Source organism: Flavobacterium sp. MFBS3-15, from assembly GCF_026107645.2.
Lineage (GTDB): Bacteria > Bacteroidota > Bacteroidia > Flavobacteriales > Flavobacteriaceae > Flavobacterium.
In genome coordinates, this window is record NZ_JAPCHV010000001.1 from 241,580 (window position 1) to 261,718 (window position 20,139).

Below are 20,139 nucleotides of genomic sequence, written 5' to 3' on the forward strand. Positions count from 1 at the left end.
TCGAACAAGAGATTCTTCGACTCCGCTGCGTTTCGCTTAGAATGACACGGACATCCCTAATAGCAAAACGCCCCGCAATTGTGGGGCGTTTTTGTATATAATCGCTGCATTTCTGTCATTTCGACCGCAGCGCAGCGGAGTGGAGAAATCTTAATCCGGGATAGAAGAATATAAATTTCGAGCAGGAGATTCTTCGACTCCGCTGCGCTTCGCGCAGAATGGCACATAAATCCGAGCAACAAACGCCCCGCAATCGCAGGACGTTTTTTGTTTATTATGTCAGTTTTACATCCGAGTGAAGCTCGCTCCCCTCTCCTTTGGAGAGGGGCTGGGGGTGAGGCCAAATAACCAAATCCACAAATCCACAAATCCACAAATCAACCCATCAACCTACTCCACCGTAAACCCTAATCCCTCCACATATCCCTTATTCTGGAAGTTGTTCTTATACTTGCAGTTTTCAAGGTATTCATTAAGGGCCTTCTGTACTTTGGCACGGTCGGGCATGTTCTCGCGCACTTTCTCAAATGAGCTGCGGTCGCTGTCGGCATACTTCGTGATGAGCGGGTAATCTTCCGGCTGCTTAAAGTTCATGATGCCGCGCAGGTTGTCCATCTTTTTGTACGGCCAAAACGCCCAGTTCACCTGGTTGGCATCGAGCAGCTTGCGGAACTCCAGCACCCATTCGTCGGTATTCTCGCCCGTCTCGCCTATGTAGATAGGCACATTATACTTGTCGCGGAAGTCGATGTACTTCTGTATCGACTCCTGGTTGATGTCGAACCAGTACTTGTGGAACTCATACACCACATTATCGTCCAGCACGCGTTCGAACACGCCGAAATCGCCGGCCCAAACCGACCCGTTAAGGTAGATGGTATGCTTTTGGTCTACGGCACGGATGTCCTTCACCATGCGCTCATACACAAGGAACAGCCTGTGGTTATAGTCGGGTATGTCTTTGGTAAAGTAGTGCGCAAACGGTTCGTTGATCACGTCGTAGCCGATGATTATTGGGTCGTCCTTATAGCGTCGGGCAATGCGTACCCATATTTCGCTCATTTCGTCCTGTGCCGTTTTGCTGAAGTACAGCCACGGGTAGCCGTAGGAGTCATCGATGTTATCGCCCGTTTGCCCGCCCGGGGCGCAGTGCATGTCGAGCAGCACATACAGGTTTTCCTGGCGGCACCATTCGATCACGCGGTCAAAGTATTCGAAGCCGGCGTTGCGCTTGCCCATGTACAGGTCGTTGGTAAAAAGCTTGTAGTGGAACGGGAGGCGCAGGTGGTTGGAACCGGTGCGCTTGAGGTACTTGATATCCTCCTGCGTAATGTAGTTGTCCAGGTATTTGTGCCAAAAGGCGGCCAGGCTGTCGGGGCCAACCATTTCGTGCAGCAGCTCGTCGATCTTGCGGGGGGAGCTTACCTTGCCCATTTTGAACATATAGCCTTCGGGCACAAGCCAGTTGCCCAGGTTGGTGCCTTTCAGCGTGATGGGGCTGCCATTGGCATCAAGGATTTCCCTGCCCTTTGTTTTCGGGATAGCGCCTTTGTAGACTTTGCCGTTATCGCCATAGGTGGAATACGATTTGCACGAGGCCAGCAGTCCGCCGAAAGCGAGGACAAGCAGCGCCAGTTTGAGTTTGTTTGTCATTTGTTAAAGCAAATTTTATGAATGATGTTTGGAAAATTTGCCTTAAAGATAGGAAAAGTGGCGGAAAGCGCTACAAATTTGAACCTGCCGGTGCATCAGTCATAATTAAACATATAGGTTGCAGCCACGCCACGCAGCCGCCCGCTATATTTCGCATAAATTACCAGGCCGGTATCAATGATGTCATCCTGCAGCATAATTTTGTACGCATGCTTTTCCGATACCGTTATCACTTGCGTTTTCAGGCCTATGTATGAAAATTCCAGCCTGTCATCCTCTTTCGCCATAATGGTAAACTCACCGTCAAAGTTGGTTTGTACCGGCAGGACTTTAGCGCCTTGTAGTTTCACATTTACAGAGGGCAGTGGCATGCCCATGTAGTCGGTAACCACACCTGTTACGGTTTTGTAGCCTTTGGGCGGCGTTTTCGAAATAATGGTTCCTGTGCTGCCACCAAATTGATTCCTATAAAAAGGAACGCTATTATTAAAGTAAGGTTTTTCATGGTTTAGGGTTTAATAGTTGAACATGTATTGTGAAGCGACGCCAAGTCGGGGTTTTCCGGAATGGTCTACAATAATTAGCCCTGTTATCTCATCTTCCATTGCCATTTCTACTGCCGGCATATCTGACTTTGAAACTTTCAATCTCTTGCTTTTCATCCCGACATAAGTAAATTCCAATGTATCGCCTTCTTTTGCGGCAATGGCAAACATTCCGTCAAAATCGGTTTGCACCATTTTGTCCGTCCCTGCAACTTTTACATTAACTGCCGGTATGGGCATCCCTGATTGATCGAGTACTACCCCTTTTATCTTGGTACTACCCCTAAAATCATCACGGGTAACCTCATTTTTCTCCCTGTCGTGCCCCTCAAATTCCTCTTTTTCTTCATTTTTACCCCTGTTTTCATCCTGGTTTTGGTGTTTTTCAGCTTCGGTGGGAGTCTGCGCTGCTGCTTCATTTACCCCTAAGGCCAATAGTGCGATTGCAGCCGCGCCTGCCGTTGCCCAAAACGGGCTTTTCTCCCTTGGGGCTATCAGGTCGCGGTTCAGTTGCGACGCCCTGAAACGCCCGCAGGCCTGCCCGCCGGATTTGAGGGCTTCCAGTATCTCCCTGTCGGAAGACCTGGTGAAGTCAATTACGTTCTTTTGGCAGGATGCGCAAAAACGCCCTTTATCTGCGGGCGTCATGGCATCCCAATTCTCATGGCAGGGTTCGGGAATGGATAGTTGTATAGTTTTTTTCATGGTTACAAGATTTATCGGAATAAATTGCCTATTGAATGGAAGATGCGCCCAAAGAAGGTGCGTTTTTTCTCTGTTGACTTTATTGGCCCTGTTGTTTCTATTGTTGTAGTCATATAAACCTGGCCAGAAATAGCGCGTGTTGTTGTACGATAAGCTTCTATTACTACCTCATTCTGTATTTCTTCGATCTCGAATTTTGCATTAATTATTTTCGCATTGCGAAGCACCACATTCTTCTGTATCTCAAAATCCCTATACGTAAACACCAGCGTTTGTCCCGGCCGCGCTTCAATGGCATAGGTTCCGTCAGCATCGGTTTCTACAGAAATAGCCGTGTTTTGGATAGCAACCTTTGCCCCGGTTAATGGCCCTTCAGCATCGGATACCATGCCCGTTACCGTAATTGCAGGCGGCAGTAGTATTTTTCCCATTTTCATTCCGGGAGTTTGTTCGGTGCTTTCGGGAGTTTGTGCAACAGAGGTGGCAGGCGCCAGCGAAATGAAACTTACAAGTGCAGCCGCCACAGGCCAAAGGCTGCTTTTCTCAGCAGGAATGATAAGCGCCCGTTCCAGCTGGTTACTGTTAAAACGCCCGCAGAGATTTGTGTCTTTAGCAAATGCCGATACAATCTCCCTGTCGGACGACCTTATAAAATCAATTACGTTCTTTTGGCAGGATGCGCAGAAACGCCCTTTATCTGCGGGCGTCATGGCGTTCCAGTTTTCGTGGCACGGCTCGGGGATGGATAGTTGTATCGGCTTCTTCATATATAGTAAGAGGCCGATTTCTATAAAAAGGTTGGGAGGGATGAAAAATATTTTTCCATCCCTCCCAATTATATGCATTGCCTGTACTGCCTGTTAAAACCGTGCCTGTAAAAAAGCTTCAACCTTGTTGTACACTTCGGCAAAGGTAGTGGCGTCCCAGTCGGCATGGCCGCCATCGGGGTAAAAGTTGAACTCGTTGTACACTCCTGCCTCGTCCAGTTTGGCCTTGAGCCTTGGTCCCTGGCTTGCGGGAACCAGCGGATCCTGCCCGCCGTAAAAGGTTAGCGTGGGTGCCGACTCTCCAGTGATATGGCTTGCCGGGCTAATGGCTTCTATCTGCTCCATTGTTGGTGCCGAAGTGCCGGTGAGGTACAGTGCGGCAATGGGGTACAGGTCGTGCGACAGGTAGTCCGGGTCGGTAAAATCGGCAGGGCCTACTACGTTTACGATGGCTTTCACATCATGGTCCGTGTCATGGGCATAACCGTAAAGCATCGAAAGGTGTGCCCCGGCGCTGAAGCCGATGAAGGCGTAATCGTCCGAAACCTCGTAATCGCTTGTTTCAAGGTAATCCAGAACGGCTTCGATGTCGTCGGTCTGTTTCGGCAGGGCAGGGCTGGTTTCGGTTGCCAGCCTGTAGTTGATGTTCACCACGGCATGGTTGGGGAAGCGCTGCTGCAAAACAGGCACCAACGGGGCCACATCGGCCTTGCTGCCGGAAGTCCACGCGCCGCCATGCACCAGTACGATGACCTTGGTATTTTCGTCCCGCCCTTCGGGCAGGTACACGTCCATGGACTGTTGCGGATCGGGCCCGTAGGGCACATTGAGGATGTTGCGCGCTGCAAGGGGCGCCTGTGTTGTTGAATCGTCGGAGCTGCATCCCGTTATTAGGAACAGGAGGAGCAGGGGCAGGAGTGAGATGTATTTTTTCATAGCCATGTAAAGATAACAAAAAATGTGCCTTTTTGTTTCATCTTTGTGTTTTGAAGTAAAGACTAAGATGGTTGTTGAAATTATATGTGATTGATATTCAATGTTTTGTATTTTTTTGCCCATTCTGTTTTTCAATGTCAAAACATGGCCGGTGCAATAAAAATCAGATGATCTTTTTGATTACCCGAAGCTTGTGGGTATGCCTCTTTGTATCAATGTTATAGATGCCCAAATGGTCCAGCCGGTCGATGCGTACCGTGCCATGGGCGTGGATGATGTAATTGTCTTCCATGATGATGCCCACGTGGATGATGCGGCCTTCCTCATTGTCAAAAAAAGCCAGGTCGCCCGGTTCGCTCTCTTCAATGAAGCTGAGCGCTTCGCCCTGTGTGGCCTGCTGTGAGGCATCTCGAAGCAGGGGGTAGCCATTCAGCTTGTATACCATCTGCACCATGCCGGAGCAGTCGATGCCAAAAGGGGTTTTCCCGCCCCAGAGATAAGGCGCATTGAGGTACATGTATGCTGTCTGTATAAGGCTTTGTTTGCTTGTTACGCCGGTTGCTTTGAGGCCCTCAAAGGTAAAATTCTCCACATTGAGCGACGGGCTGTCCAAAAAGGTTACGGCAGCGCCAAGGGGTATGGGCATCAGGCTGTTGTTGGAGCCTGTAGTATATTCAATCAGGTCGGCATTGAGAATGGCAGGGGTGTTTTCCAATGCATTATAATCGCTTTCTGAAATGGTGCGGAACTGCTTGTTATCGATCCATCCCTCATAAGCGTCATAGCCCATTTGGATGCGAGACCATTTCGGGGTTTGTTCCAGTATCTTAAAATGTTCCCCGAAAAGCACCTGCGAGGTCATTTCGCTCCTGTCACTTGGCTCTAAACGAAGGGGTACAATAGCAAGATTGCAAATGCCAAACATTTCTGATTGATTATTTTTTATTGTTTATTTTTTATTGGATCAGCAGTGCGTAAAAAAGCTAACGCTGCCCCGTTATGCCGCAAATATAGCAGTTATTCCCGAAGCAGCGTTATATGCTGACAGCTGTTTTCACCGAAGTTAATAACAACTTTATTTAATAAAAATCAATTCTTATGCGCGTTCCAGAACAATAGCCGAAGCCCCGCCACCACCGTTACAGATAGCCGCAGCTCCTGTTTTGGCGTTGTTTTGCTCAAGTACATTGATAAGCGTTACGATGATTCTCGCACCCGAGCATCCCAGTGGGTGGCCAAGCGATACAGCGCCACCATTTACGTTCACCTTGCCGGCGTCAAGCCCCAATATTTTGCAGTTGGCAAGGCCCACTACCGAGAATGCCTCGTTGAATTCAAAGAAATCAACGTCTTCTTTAGAGATGCCTGCCTTGTCAAGGGCTTTCGGAAGCGCTTTAGCAGGGGAGGTAGTGAACCATTTCGGCTCCTGCTCCGCATCGGCATAACCTTTTATATATGCCAGCGGCTTAAGGCCAAGCTCGTTAGCCTTCTCCTCGCTCATCAGTACCAATGCAGCCGCACCGTCGTTGATGGTAGAAGCGTTGGCAGCCGTTACCGTACCTTCTTTGGTAAAGGCAGGGTTAAGGGCAGGTATCTTATCCAGTTTTACATTGCTGTATTCTTCGTCTTTGGTTACCATGATCGGGTCGCCTTTGCGTTGCGGAACGGCTACCGGAACTACTTCATTGTCGAATTTACCGGCATCCCATGCATCGGCTGAGCGCTTGTACGATTCGATGGCGAAAGCATCCTGCTCCTCGCGCGATATGCTGTATTCAGTAGCGCAGGCGTCGGCGTGTACACCCATGGCGTTGTTGTCATACGCATCGCTAAGGCCGTCTTTCTGCATGCCGTCGATCATTGTCGCAGGGCCAAATTTAGCGCCGGTCCTCATCTGTACATAGTGCGGTATAAGGCTCATGTTCTCCATGCCACCGGCAACGATAACATCCGCATCGCCAAGCTGTATGGCCTGTGCGGCCTGCATAACGGCTTTCATTCCCGATGCGCATACTTTATTCACTGTAGTAGCAATAACGGTGTCAGGAAGCCCTGCGTGGCGCGATGCCTGGCGTGCCGGGGCCTGGCCTACACCGGCCTGTACTACGTTGCCCATGATCACTTCGTCAACGTGCTTAGGGTCAAGGTTTATCTTTTCGAGCGCGCCTTTGATTGCTGCTGCGCCAAGGTGCGAAGCCGTAACGGTTGACAAAGCGCCCATAAAGCTGCCGATTGGGGTACGAACAGCTGAAACTATAACTACTTTCTTATTCATATTATTGCTTATCTGTTTGGTTGTGAGTTGCGAAATTAATGAAATTACTTCCATATAAAAATATTATATGTAAAAAATATTTCAAAAAAATGGGTTTGTTTGAGGATTGATTAAATTTCACAGGTGGTCATATAACAATGCCATACCCTGCCAAATTCTTCCTATAATTGTATCCGAAAAAAACCAACCCCTATGGAAGCTATTTCAATTATTATTACTGTTATATCCCTCATTCTTGGTATCGTAAAGCTGGTTAGCGGCGGGGACAAATCCCCGGAAAGGCAAAAGGAATATTTTGTTACGGCCAACCTCAAAGTGCCTGTTGAGACCGTAAAAGCCTCAGGGATTGAGGCCGGGGACGCTGTGACACTACAGCTGACAGGAGAAATGCAGACTGTAAGCGTGCACGCGCAGGGCACCTCGTGGACACCCGTGCACCTTGGTAACGTAACGGATTACGAACTGTACAGCAAGGTAAGCCAGAATAATGCCAGGGCAAGGGTATATGCGGTAAATGGCGATGTGGTAACCCTCGAGTTTGTGTACAGGTAGAATGATTTAGCCACGAACTACACCTACTAATCCAACCGAAATTTCATCTTACATAAAGTCATTGCGAGGATTCTTCCGCCCGCAATGACTCACGTATTCGGAGAAGTCCTGATATTATAGTGCGAAATTTGTGTAATCCGTGGCTAAATACAGATTATACCAAGGTAGCCGAAAGTGTTATCTCAGCATTAAGTACTTTAGATACCGGGCATATTTCTTTCGCTTTCTGGGCGGTTGTCTGGAAATCCTGTTCGGTGATGCCCGGAACGGTAGCCTCCAGTTTCAGGTGGATTTTGGTAATGGTGCCGTCTTCAAAAGTAAGCTGTGCTTCCGTATCAAGGTTTTCAGGCGTAAAGCCAAGCTCGCTAAGCAGGAAGCTCAACTGCATCGTGTAGCATCCTGAGTGTGCCGCAGCAATAAGCTCTTCCGGGTTGGTGCCTACGCCTTCTGCAAAGCGGGTTTTGAACGATAGCTGCGCTTTGTCGAGCGTGGTGCTTTGAGTGCTGATGGTTCCTTGTCCTTCCATGCCTGTACCTTTCCAGTTGGCATTTGCTTTTCTTGTAAATTTCATGGTTATTGATTTTAAGATTATTGTTCCGTTGAATTACAGACAAATTTACGGCGGATGTGTTATCGAATCAAATTAATAATTTTATATCTTTATTAATAATTTTTATAATCATGACACTCCAACAACTCAGATACATTGTCGCACTCGACGAACACCGCCATTTTGCCAAGGCTGCCGAGGTATGCATGGTAACACAGCCGGGCCTTACCATACAGCTGAAAAACCTTGAAGAGGAGCTTGGCATTAAGATATTCGACCGTGATAAAGTCCCCCTAAAGCCTACCGAAGCCGGGCAAGAAATTATCATACGGGCTAAAAAGACATTGTATGAGGCAGATGGGATACGCGATTTTGTCATCGGGCAAAAGGACAACCTCCACGGCACTGTCACCATTGGGGTCATCAGCACATTATCTCCCTACCTGGTGCCGCAATTTATGAAGGCCATTGGCCCGAAGGCGCCAAAAATGCAATTCACCATTAAAGAAATGAACACCGGGCAACTGATGGAAAGCGTTCTTACAGGCGCGATCGACATTGCCCTCATGGCAACACCTACGGGCCATCCGCAGCTCAGGGAAAATGTGGTCTTTAATGAGCCGTTTGTGGCATTGCCGGAGGTTTCAGCTACGGTTGGGGATGATTTGTACCAACTTAGTTCCGGCGACACGCAAAACCTGCTGCTGCTACGCCAGGAATACTGCTACAATGCGCAGTTGCTGGACATTTGCGGAATCAATAATGGGAAGGGTGTAATGGCCGGGCAGTTTATCTACGACATCAGCTCGGTAGAAACGCTCAAGAACATGGTGCGTGCAGGGTTGGGCTTTGCCATTGTGCCTGAGCTGTCGGTAATACATGACACATCAATACCATACAAACGATTTGCGGAACCGGCACCATCGCGGGAAATAAGCCTCGTAGTGTCCGATAGCTTTACGCGTAAGCTGCTGCTCGAAAAAATTAAGGAATCGCTTTGGGAATCGCTGCCGGAATCGTTAAAGCAAGGCAAGCGCTATCGCAGGATACAATGGAATGATTCTCCTTATTTTATTAATGCGGTGAGTGGATTGAAGGGGTAAAATAAGCCACGAATTACACGAATTCCACCAATTTTGAACTTGTGGAATTTGTGTAATTCGTGGCAAAAAAGATTATTTATTCTCCGCCAGCCTTTTCAAAACCGCCCACTGCTTGAGTGCGGTACGTGCTTCTACGGCAGGGTAGCCCAGCATTGTTTTGCCGGCAGGTACGTCGCCGGTAACACCGGATCCCGCACCTATTATAACGCCCGATCCCAATGTACTGTGGTCTTTTATCGAGGCGCTTCCGCCAATAATCACGCCGTCGCCAAGCGTTACCGATCCTGCCAGCCCGCTGTTGCCCGCCATAATGCAGAACTTGCCCAAAATGCTGTTGTGGCCTATCTGTACAAGGTTGTCAATCTTACACCCATCGCCAAGTATTGTCGAGCTAAACTTGCCACGGTCTACACAGGAATTGGCGCCAATTTCCACGCCATTGCCTAAAATTACGTTGCCAATTTGCGGTATTTTAGCCAGCCCACGCTCGGCACAAGGTGTAAACCCGAAGCCATCCGCACCTATGGCTGCATTGGGGTGGAGTATGCAATGCGCGCCTATGTGGCACCTTTCGCGAACCACAACACCCGACCATATTATGGTGTTTTTGCCTACAGTACAGTCGTCAAGAATGGTAGCATTAGGGTATATGGTAACATTTTCGGCGATCTTCACGTTAGGGCCTATGTAGCAGTTGGCCCCCACTTTTGTGCCTTCGCCGATTGTTGCGGTAGGATGAATTACTGCTGTTGGGTGTATGGCATCGTCAAAACGTGGCGGTGCAGGATTAAAGAGCTCCAGTACTTTAGACATGGCCAGGTCGGCATTCTTTACCTTGATGAAAGCCCTGCCGTCGCCCGGTTCTATGGAAATGTTGTCATTGACAATGGCTGCAGAGGCTTTGGATGCTGCCCATAGCTTTTCATATTTTGCATTGCCGATGAAGGTAATGTTGCCGGGTTCGGCCATTTCAATCTGCTGGGGCCAGGAGATGCTGTCGGGCGTGCTGCCAACGACTTCACCACCGACCAGGTCGCTGATCTCTTTGATGTAATACGATTTCATTTAAACGATTGTTTTAGATTGTATGTTTTATGTTGGCTAAATATAGATAAAATATAATTTTTAATGCTTATTTTTTGTGAAATGTGTTAAAATGGGTTTTTGGGATGTAATTTTGTGAGCTGCAGGACATCGCTGACAATAGGTAATTGATTTATTTTGCCGTGTCGCGGGACTCATTTGTATCTTTGAAGCGGTCAATAAATATGTGCACTATATGGGCAACCCTATTAAACATAGTTTTATCTTACTGATCCTGCTACTCGTTGCATCCTTGCAGGCAAACGGCCAGGAAGCCGGGGAGCTTGACAGGCTTTTCAGGGCCATTGATGATTCCGGCAGGCATGACGCCAAAAAAAACGAAATAATAGACAGCCTGAAAAGCGTTTTAAAAGGGTTGCCAAAGAACAATTATGCCGGTCAATTCGCTGTTAGCCAACACCTTTTTGATCAATACAGTGTCTTTAAGCGCGATTCGGCGTTTACCTACGCGCTGAGGACGAAACAGGTTGCCGAAAGGACCGCAGACCCTTCCTTAATTGTAAAGTCATATCTGAATCTCGCTAATATTTGTGTCTCTGCCGGAATGTATAAGGAGGGCATTGATTACCTGTCATCTGTTAATCCGGAGGATATTACAGGGGACAATGGTTCGCTTTATTACGGATTGCTTGGGCGTTGTTACAGCGACATGGCTGAATACAGTACCATACCTTTATTTAGCAGCAAATATAATCTCCTTGCCCGCCAAAACAGAATCAAGGCGTTGGAATTGACTGATGATGGAACATTTTTCAATTCATTTCTTAAAGCATTCAATTCCTATAAAGATGGTAAGTCAATGCAGGCCAAAGATGCTTTCCTGGGTTTGCTGGAGACTACCATTGGCGACCGGGACAGGGCACTGGTAAACTACATGCTGGGGGAAATATATAATGAAATGGGAGACGTAAGGCTTGCCATAAGCTACTATACCAAGGCTGCCATTAGCGACGTACAGGTATCTACCAAAGAATCCCTGGCATTAATACGCCTTTCTGAACTGCTTTTTAAGGACAAGAAACTCAAGGAAGCCTCAGCGATAATTACAAAAGCCTATGAAGATGCCCAGTTTTACGGCGCACAGCAGCGCAAGCTTCAGGTGGGGGCGATACTCCCGCTGATAGAGCAGGAAATCGTTGAAAACAGTGAGAGGGAGCGCAAAAGATTATACATACAGTACATTGGGGCTATAATATTTTCGATAATCGTGATTTGTTTTCTTGTGCTTGTATTCATTCAGAACAGGCGAATTAAAAAAGCCAGGAAAATCATAGCCGCTGCCCACAGCGATCTGGAAAAGATAAATAATGAGCTTGTAAAGGTCAACGGGCAGGTGAGGGCACGTAACGAAGAAATACAGCAGATTAACAGCCAGTTGTTTGAGGCCAATAAGATCAAGGAAGAGTACCTTGGGTTCTTTTTTACCCAATACGACGACATTTTTGAGAAGTTTAACGAGTTCATTTCCAATATAGGGGCCGAAATAGATGCCGGTAATTATGCCAGGGCAAAAAGCCGCGTATCGCGCTATGACCTTAAAAGGGAAAAGGAAAAGCTGCTACACAATTTCGACACAGCATTTGTGAGCCTTTTTCCCAACTACATTGCCGAATTTAATGCCCTGCTGCGTGAAGAAGAGCAAATTACCCTGAAGGAAGGACAGATATTAAATAAGGAACTGCGAATATTTGCCCTGATGCGGCTCGGTATTACCCACAACGAAAAAATAGCGCAGATACTGGGTTATTCGGTTAATTCGATCTACTCTTACAAGACCAGGGTAAGGAGTAAGTCAAAGATTGAAAATGAAGGCTTCGACAAAAAACTTTTAATGAATACATCAATAAAGCAGTAGCCACTACACTACATTATCTTTTAAATATAAATAATAGTTATTTTATGTTTAATTCGTTGAAAATAGCTCCAAAAAAATCTATACGATTTAAAACGATATAGTAAAATTAAGATGTTGTGAATCAGTATTTTTTAATTATTTTTTGCTGCTAAATGTCTTGATTTTTCTATACGGGATTTTCATAACTGCTTTCCGCTTTTTAATTTTTGTTCCTTTGTGATGCTAGCACCCATAAAACAAATGATAACACGAATTTAAACTCAGAAACAGTAAATGAAAATACCTATTATTGACAGTACGGAAAGATCCCGGATAGGATTTTTACTGTGCCTCCTTTTGCTGACAGGTTTATGGAACCCTACCCATGTTTCGGCCACTCCGGGCGGCATGGCCATGATTTTCCAGCGACAGGTTTCGGGCACGATATACGACGACCAGCGCCAGCCCCTCCCGGGGGCATCGGTTATGGAACAGGGAACATCCAACAGCACTATTACCGATGCAGACGGAAAATTCTCGCTTACACTCACTTCCACTTCACCGGTTTTGGTGGTATCCTACATGGGATTTTTGCAGCAGCAGGTGGTAGTTAATGGCGACACCGTTGAGGTACAATTGGTGCCCGACATTACGACTTTAGAGGACGTGGTTGTGATAGGCTACGGAAAGGCGCGTGCAAAAGATCTTACAGGCGCGGTTTCGACGGTAGACCTGAACAAGACGAGAAGCCAGCCTGTTGCCGACCTTGGCCAGGCCATACAGGGCCGTGCCGCAGGCGTACAGGTATACAGCTCGGGCGAGCCGGGCAGCAACGTGACCTTCAGGGTGCGCGGTACCGGTACCATTGCCAACAACAATCCCCTTATCGTTGTAGACGGAATGCCCCTTAACGGCGGCCTCAACCAGATCAACATGAACGATGTGGAGTCGATAAGCGTACTCAAGGACGCGTCATCTACCGCGATATACGGTGCCCGGGGCGCCAACGGTGTGGTGATTGTAACCACTAAGAGGGGCAGCAGGCAGGAGGGCAGCACCCTGAGCTTTGACACCTTTACAGGCATACAAAACGCCGCTAACATGGTGGAAGTGCTCAACGGCAGGCAGTTTGCCGCCCTGAATAACGAAATGCTGGCCAATGCCGGCCTTACGCCAAACCCTGCCTGGGCAGACCCTTCTGCCGTGGCCAGGGGTACCGACTGGGTTGGGGCGCTCTTTAATCCCGAAATGATGTCGAGCTATACGCTGTCTTACGGCAACAAAAGCGAGAAATCCAACCTCTATGTGTCCGGTAACTACTTTAAGCAAAAGGGTATCGTGCTCGGTACTGACTACGAGCGTTTTGTGGTGCAGTTCAATTCGGATACCCGTTTTAACGACCATATTAAATTTGGCAACAGCCTCAAGCTTAACCACGACATAAAAAAACGGGGCGATTACAACATCCAAAATGCCTTGCTGGCCAACCCGACACAGCCGATACGCGATGAGAACGGAAACTACACCGGGCCAACCGGCAACCCGTTGTACTCCGGGGATATACTTAACCCCATCGGCCAGGCCAACAGGGTGGAGACCTCGACAAAAGGCTACAACCTTCAGGGCAACATTTTTACCGAGATCACCTTCCTTAAGAACTTTACCTTCAAATCGCTGGCAGGGGTTGAGGCTAACTTTTGGTTCGACCGCACCTGGTCGCCAAAATATTCATGGGGATCGGACGTGCAGGCCAATTCCTACCTGTCCGAAGGCGCCAACCGCAGCATCACATTGCTTTGGGACAACACCGTTACCTACGATGCCTACTTTGGAAAGCACCACGTGAACGCCGTTGCGGGCAGCAGCGCCCAGCAGAACAAGTACAATTTCCTTAACGGGTCGATACAGGCTTTTGCCAGCGATAACACCCAGCAAATCGACAATGGTACGCTCCAGCCAACAGTGGGGGGCAACGCTTCAGAGTGGGCCATTATGTCTTATTTAGGCAGGGTAAATTATGATTTTGATGAAAAATATTATGTTACGGCGACCATCAGGCGGGACGGTTCTTCACGGTTTGGCGGCAACAATAAGTGGGGATGGTTCCCGTCGGGAGCCCTTGCATGGAGGATATCGGGCGAAAAGTTCATGGAAAAGGTGACTGCCATAAACGACCTGAAACTTAGGCTGGGTTATGGTATAACAGGCAACCAGGAGATAGGCAACTATGCTTTTTCATCGGCATACAACACGGTTATGTATAACTTCAACAACAGCTATGTGAGTGCGGTTGTTCCAACGGTTTTGCCGAATACCAACGTGAAATGGGAAGGGCAGGAGCAGTTTAATGCCGGTATCGATGCATCGCTTTACAATGGCCGCATCAACCTTACCCTGGATGCTTATGTAAAGAACACCAATGATATGCTGGTACCGATGTCTGTGCCGGTAACGTCGGGTTATTCCGACATCTATGTGCCGTCCATCAATGCGGGAAAAATCGTGAACAAGGGTATCGAACTGGCATTGTCCACCAAAAACTTTGTGAACGAATTCCGGTGGTCTACCGATGTGGTGTTCTCCTATAATAAGAATGAGGTGAAAAGCATCAATGGCGATACGGCCATCATTACAGGTAGTACGGGCCTTAACAGCAGCATTTCGCTCATACAGGCGGGCTATCCGGTAAATGTTTTTTACGGCTACGTAACCGACGGCCTTTTCCAGACACAGGCCGACGTGAATGCGCACGCCGTTCAGATGCCCGGAACGAACCCTGCAACCAGTACGGCTCCCGGAGACATCAGGTTTAAGGACCTGAACAGCGACGGAATCATCAATGATAAGGACAGGACCTATCTGGGCAACCCGAATCCCGATTTTACCTTCTCGCTCAATAACAGTTTTTCCTATAAAAATTTCGACCTGAGCATTTTCTTCCAGGGCGTATTTGGCAATGATATTTATAACGCGAACAGGATGTACACCGAATCGATGTCGGTAATCAACAACCAAACGACCGAAACGCTGGGCCGCTGGACCGGCGTAGGGACAAGCAACTCAATGCCGCGTGCCGTATATGGCGACCCTAACGGCAACGCCAGGGTTTCGGACAGGTTCGTAGAAGACGGTTCGTACCTGAAGCTCAAGAACATCAACCTCGGATATACCTTCCCGTCGGAAACCTTCAAAAACGTGTTTTCATCAGCCAGGGTATATTTCTCGGCACAAAACGTATTCACCATTACCGACTATAAAGGGTTTGACCCCGAAGTATCGGTAAACGGGATTGATAACAATGTATATCCGGTAACAAGTATATTCTCACTGGGATTAAATGTTGCATTTTAAAAAGATATGAAAATGAAATTTACCAAAATAGGCTTACTGCTCCTGTTATCACTTTCATTAGTGCAGTGCAGCGACGAGTTTTTAGAAAAAACGCAGCCCGATACCATAAATACCGGCAACTACCCCACCAATGCCGAAGAGCTTGTCACGTTGGTCAACGGCGCCTACCAGCCCTTGCAATGGCCAAAGCTGTACAACCTGAGGATGTGGACTACAGACATTTTTGCAGGCAACAGCCTTGTGGGTGCCGGCGGGGGTGAGGACGGCATTGAGACCACCAGCCTGGCTAACTTTGTGACCAACAGCGCCAACGAAGGCGTACTCGACCTGTGGCGCGGGCCATGGCCGGGGATACTACGCTCGAATATCGTGATTTCGGTAGCGCCCGGGCTTAACATAGATGAAACCATAAAGAACCGTAGCCTGGGCGAAGCCTACTTTCTCAGGGCACATTACTACTTTGTGCTGGTAAGGTTTTTTGGCGATGTGCCGCTCATTACACAGCCGCAAAGTTCAAGCAGCAACCTGTACCCTTCACGTACCCCTGCTGGTGAGGTGTATGCCCAAATCATCAGCGACCTTGAAAATGCCGCGGAGCTGCTCCCGGTAAAGCAGGATTATGCCGATGCCGACAAAGGACGCGCCTCCAAAGGCACTGCCCTGGGGATGCTTGCCAAAGTACACCTTACGCGGGGCAACTGGCAGGAGGTGGTAAACCTTACCGCCCAGCTGCAAAGCATGGGTTACAGCCTTAATGCCAACTATGCCGATAACTTCAGGACGGAGACCGAGAACTCCAACGAATCGCTGTTTGAGGTGCAATATGCCGCCAATGCGGGCTATGATTTCTGGAGCAACGAAAACCAGTCGTCATGGGCAAGTACCTTTATGGGGCCGAGGAGCTCCGGGCTTGTGGCAGGCGCCTACGGGTGGAATCAGCCTACGCAGGAATTCATGAGCAATTACGAAGCAGGCGATAACCGTAAAGATGTAACCGTATTGTATGAAGGCGGCCCCGCGTTTGACGGGCAGCAATACAGCGCGTCGTGGTCGTTTACAGGATACAATGTACGCAAGTTCCTGGTGCCGCTTAGCGTAAGTTCCTCATTTGACAACAGTCCCCTCAACTTTCCGGTGCTTCGTTATGCCGATGTGCTGCTGATGCGCGCGGAAGCACTGAACGAACTGGGGCAGACAGCCGCCGCGGAAGCGCCGCTTAATGAGGTGCGCCACCGTGCGGGATTAGACGATATACAATCCGGGCTGAGCCAGTCCGCTTTCAGGGATGCCGTGCTGAAGGAGCGGAGGCTGGAGCTCGCGTTTGAAGGCCAGCGCTGGTTCGACCTCATAAGGGTGAACAACGGCCAGTACGGGCTCGACTTCCTGCACTCCATTGGGAAGACCAATGCGGATGAACACCACCTGCTGCTGCCGATACCGCAGATAGAGCGCGACAGGAACCCTAACTTAACCCAGAATCCCGGATATTAAAAGCTATATATCATGAAAAAAAATAGAAACATAAAGCTTTGGTCACTACTGTCGTGCCTGGCAATATTGCTGGTGTTTGGCTGTAGTAGCGACGACGAACTGAATGAGAACATACCTCAGGCCGGGCCACTTCAATTGTCAGTCTCTGCCAATGAAATGGTGCTGGAACCCAGCATGTACCTGAACAATTTTACTTTTTCCTGGACAACAGGCACCAATGAAAATACAGGAGCATCGATATCGTATAAACTGGAGATTGACAGGGCAGAGAATGGTTTTTCCAACCCGATTGAATACGATTTTGGCAGGAACAAATTTTCGTTCGACCTGAATGTGGCAACGCTGAACAACATCCTGCTGACCACATTTGCCGCAGAGCCGGGTGCGCCCATTGCCTTGCAGGCAAGGATAACCGCTACGTTTGGTGATGAGTCGGTTGCCAACCAGACTTCTACGGTAGATTTGGTGTTTACACCCTACAGGCTGCTGACTTCTACATTGTATATTGTAGGGAGCGCCACACCGGCAGGTTGGGATATTGCCAATGCGATCCCTTTGGTGCAATCGTCAACCAACCCCATGGAATTCCGCTACAGCGGGCAGATGAGTTCGGGAACGTTTAAGTTTGCCGTGAGCCAGGAAGGCTGCTGGTGCCAGGATTTTTATACCCGTGACCCGCAGGACGCCGGAAAAATGGTATATAATGAAGGAGGCAGCGGAGACGACCTGCAATGGGAAATGGAAGCGGGCGGAATGTTTGAGATCGTGGTGAATGTACTCGACCTTACCATCACGATACAGGAGCAGGATTTACCATTATTCAATAATTTATGGATCGTGGGCGATGCCTCTGAAAGCGGATGGAACATTGATACCCCCGCGGCATTTACGCAAACCAGTAACCCTTTTGTATTTACCTACGAAGGGATGCTTACTCCGGGCAACTTTAAGATACTGGCAGGCGCTACGGGCGACTGGTGTGGCCAGTGGTACAGGCCCTTGACAGACAACGAGGTGCTGACCGCTACAACGGTGGAGCAAAACTCAGGTTGCGATGTGGACAACAAGTGGCAGGTGACTGCCCAGACCGCAGGACGATACAAGATAACGCTGAACATCGCGACCAACGTGATAAAAATCCAGCCGGTTGAGGTATACCTTATAGGCAGTGCCACGCCAAACGGCTGGAGCATGGGCAATCTGGCGCCTATGACCAAAAACGGCAGCATTTACACCTGGACAGGCAACCTTACCGAAGGGGAAATGAAGTTTACCAAATTCAACACCAACTGGTGCGAGGGCACAGAAATCGTGGCCGCCACGCCAAACCAGAACATTACCAATACCAACTTTAATTACCGTGACAATTGCGAAGGCGACGATAACAAATGGCTGGTAACCGCTGCCCAGGCTGGTACGCACACCATTACCATCGACCTTGTTACTAATACACTTACCATACAATAATGATAAAAAGAAAAATGACAGGGCTGTGGCTGGCCGCTTTTTTGGCGGTAGCCATTGCCTGCAATGACGATGAGGATGGCGCGATAAGCTATATCCCGGATGCTGTGGCCAACACCATGGAGGTGACTACCGATAAGGCGGCCTACCAGCCGGGCGATAATGTTGCCTTTACTGCCGATAAAACTTACGATAATGCTTTTGTACGCTACCGCCATCTGGGTGAAATACTCGAAGAGGCGCCGCTTGCGGGAACCTCGTGGACATGGACTCCGCCGTCGCAGGACTACCGCGGGTACATGGCCGAGATATTTGTAAGGCATGAAGACGGCACTGAGGAAATAGTGGGTACTGTGGGTATCGATGTGTCTTCAGACTGGGCGAAATTCCCGCGCTACGGCTTCCTTTCGGAATACGGCCAGACGAACGATGCCGAAATGGCGGGTGTTATCAATAACCTGAACAAGTACCACATCAACGGGATCCAGTTTTACGACTGGATGTACCGCCAGCACCAGCCTTTGGCCGGAACGCCGGAAAACCCGATGGCCATGTGGAACGATATTATGAACCGCAGCAACTACAAAAGCACCGTGGACGGTTACATTGCAAAGGCGCACCAAAAGAACATGAAGGCGATGTTTTACAACCTTGCCTTCGGGGTACTGGACGATTACGACCAGTCACAGATCACCCCGCAGATGTTCATTTATAAAGATGCCAGCCACAATGTGAAGGACAGGCACGAACTGGGCCCGCCGTTCATCAGCAACATCTACCTGACGGATCCGGCAAACAGTGGCTGGCAGTCGTACCTGGCGCAAAAGAACGACGATGTGTACCAGGTATTCAATTTTGACGGCTACCACATTGACCAGTTGGGCGACAGGGGCAATGTGTACAAATACGATGGGTCATCGGCCAATCTTGAAAATGCCTATCCAACGTTTATCTCGGCCATGAAAGCCGCACATCCTGATAAAAGGCTTTTATTCAATGCCGTGAACCAGTACGGGCAGGAGCAGATGGCGAACGGTCCGCTGGATTTTCTCTATACCGAAGTATGGGGGCCGAATGAAGGTTTTAAAGATTTGACAACCATTCTGGAAAATAATAATGCCTATGGCGGAGGGAAAAATACAGTGCTGGCGGCCTACGTGAATTATAACAAAGCCAACAGCCAGGGGATTTTCAACACGCCGGGGGTTTTGATGGCCGATGCCGTGATCTTTGCCTTTGGAGGGTCGCACCTTGAGCTGGGGGAGCACATGCTGGCAAAAGAATACTTCCCGAACAAAAACCTGAGCATGACCGCCGAGCTAAAAGCCAGCCTGGTGGAGTACTATGATTTCATGGTGGCGTACCAGAACCTTTTACGTGATGGCGGAACCTTCAATAGCCCTGTCATTACTACCGGCGACGGAAAGCTCAACCTGGGCAGCTGGCCGCCATCAATGGGCAAAGTGGCCGCGGTAGGTAAGCAGGTAGGCAGTAAGCAGGTAATACACCTGCTGAACTTTACCAATGCCAATTCCCTGAACTGGCGCGATACCGACGGCACGCAAAACACCCCGGCCACTATTGAAAAGGCAGTGGTGAACATTCAGGCGGGCGGTGCGGTAACTAAAATATGGTATGCCTCGCCGGATTATAAAGGTGGTGCCGCCATACCGTTGGAATTTACCCAAAACGGCAATGCTGTAAACATAAAAGTACCGTCCCTCAAATACTGGGGAATGATCGTGATAGAATAAGTTTGGTTTGATTAATCGTTAGGTTAGTTAATTGTTGATGGCCCCTGCCGCACAG

16 protein-coding genes are annotated in these 20,139 nt (G+C 48.7%); 7 read left to right on the forward strand and 9 right to left on the reverse strand.

Annotated elements, in window-relative coordinates:
* Positions 1-390: 390 nt before the first annotated feature.
* From OGH69_RS01225 to OGH69_RS01255, 7 genes are all read right to left on the reverse strand, one after another.
* Complete coding sequence (locus tag OGH69_RS01225) at positions 391-1,653, reverse strand: glycoside hydrolase family 5 protein (RefSeq protein ID WP_265172612.1); 1,263 nt, start codon at positions 1,651-1,653, stop codon at positions 391-393.
* Positions 1,654-1,748: 95 nt separating this feature from the next.
* Positions 1,749-2,045, reverse strand: coding sequence for a carboxypeptidase-like regulatory domain-containing protein (locus OGH69_RS01230; RefSeq protein ID WP_265172613.1), 297 nt, complete (start codon positions 2,043-2,045; stop codon positions 1,749-1,751).
* 123 nt (positions 2,046-2,168) lie between these two features.
* The gene (locus tag OGH69_RS01235) at positions 2,169-2,903 is read right to left on the reverse strand and encodes a carboxypeptidase-like regulatory domain-containing protein (RefSeq protein WP_265172614.1); all 735 of its coding nucleotides are present in this window, start codon (positions 2,901-2,903) and stop codon (positions 2,169-2,171) included.
* 11 nt (positions 2,904-2,914) lie between these two features.
* Complete coding sequence (locus OGH69_RS01240) at positions 2,915-3,670, reverse strand: carboxypeptidase-like regulatory domain-containing protein (RefSeq protein WP_265172615.1); 756 nt, start codon at positions 3,668-3,670, stop codon at positions 2,915-2,917.
* Between the two features lie 93 nt (positions 3,671-3,763).
* Positions 3,764-4,606, reverse strand: coding sequence for an alpha/beta hydrolase (locus OGH69_RS01245; RefSeq protein ID WP_265172616.1), 843 nt, complete (start codon positions 4,604-4,606; stop codon positions 3,764-3,766).
* A 163-nt stretch (positions 4,607-4,769) separates the two neighbouring features.
* Positions 4,770-5,531 carry a C40 family peptidase gene (locus OGH69_RS01250; protein ID WP_265172617.1) on the reverse strand — a complete coding sequence of 254 codons (762 nt, stop codon included), beginning with the start codon at positions 5,529-5,531 and terminating at the stop codon, positions 4,770-4,772.
* A gap of 171 nt (positions 5,532-5,702) precedes the next feature.
* Positions 5,703-6,881, reverse strand: a complete 1,179-nt coding sequence (locus tag OGH69_RS01255) for an acetyl-CoA C-acyltransferase (RefSeq protein WP_265172618.1) — start codon at positions 6,879-6,881, stop codon at positions 5,703-5,705.
* A gap of 192 nt (positions 6,882-7,073) precedes the next feature.
* Between OGH69_RS01255 and OGH69_RS01260 the strand changes: the two genes are divergently transcribed.
* Positions 7,074-7,433: a hypothetical protein gene (locus OGH69_RS01260; protein WP_265172619.1), complete on the forward strand. Its 360-nt coding sequence runs from the start codon at positions 7,074-7,076 to the stop codon at positions 7,431-7,433.
* Positions 7,434-7,587: 154 nt separating this feature from the next.
* On the opposite strand, the gene OGH69_RS01265 is transcribed toward OGH69_RS01260, so the two are convergent.
* On the reverse strand, positions 7,588-8,004 hold the full coding sequence (locus OGH69_RS01265; protein WP_265172620.1) for an OsmC family protein: 417 nt from the start codon (positions 8,002-8,004) through the stop codon (positions 7,588-7,590).
* 110 nt (positions 8,005-8,114) lie between these two features.
* Here OGH69_RS01265 and OGH69_RS01270 point away from each other — a divergent pair, with 110 nt between their 5' ends.
* Positions 8,115-9,086 (forward strand): hydrogen peroxide-inducible genes activator, encoded by a 972-nt coding sequence (locus OGH69_RS01270; protein WP_265172621.1) that lies wholly within the window; start codon positions 8,115-8,117, stop codon positions 9,084-9,086.
* 72 nt (positions 9,087-9,158) lie between these two features.
* On the opposite strand, the gene lpxD is transcribed toward OGH69_RS01270, so the two are convergent.
* Positions 9,159-10,151 (reverse strand): UDP-3-O-(3-hydroxymyristoyl)glucosamine N-acyltransferase, encoded by a 993-nt coding sequence (gene lpxD, locus OGH69_RS01275; RefSeq protein WP_265172622.1) that lies wholly within the window; start codon positions 10,149-10,151, stop codon positions 9,159-9,161.
* Between the two features lie 214 nt (positions 10,152-10,365).
* On the opposite strand from lpxD, the gene OGH69_RS01280 reads away from it, so the two are divergent.
* From OGH69_RS01280 to OGH69_RS01300, 5 genes are all read left to right on the forward strand, one after another.
* On the forward strand, positions 10,366-12,045 hold the full coding sequence (locus tag OGH69_RS01280; protein ID WP_265172623.1) for a DUF6377 domain-containing protein: 1,680 nt from the start codon (positions 10,366-10,368) through the stop codon (positions 12,043-12,045).
* Between the two features lie 273 nt (positions 12,046-12,318).
* Complete coding sequence (locus OGH69_RS01285) at positions 12,319-15,375, forward strand: SusC/RagA family TonB-linked outer membrane protein (RefSeq protein WP_265172624.1); 3,057 nt, start codon at positions 12,319-12,321, stop codon at positions 15,373-15,375.
* A gap of 12 nt (positions 15,376-15,387) precedes the next feature.
* A complete protein-coding gene (locus tag OGH69_RS01290) occupies positions 15,388-16,866 on the forward strand; it encodes a RagB/SusD family nutrient uptake outer membrane protein (protein WP_265172626.1) in 1,479 nt (492 codons plus the stop codon).
* Between the two features lie 12 nt (positions 16,867-16,878).
* Positions 16,879-18,333, forward strand: a complete 1,455-nt coding sequence (locus OGH69_RS01295) for a SusE domain-containing protein (RefSeq protein ID WP_265172627.1) — start codon at positions 16,879-16,881, stop codon at positions 18,331-18,333.
* Positions 18,333-20,084: an endo-dextranase gene (locus tag OGH69_RS01300; protein ID WP_265172628.1), complete on the forward strand. Its 1,752-nt coding sequence runs from the start codon at positions 18,333-18,335 to the stop codon at positions 20,082-20,084. Before OGH69_RS01295 ends, OGH69_RS01300 begins: the two co-directional genes overlap by 1 nt.
* The last annotated feature ends 55 nt before the right edge of the window (positions 20,085-20,139 follow it).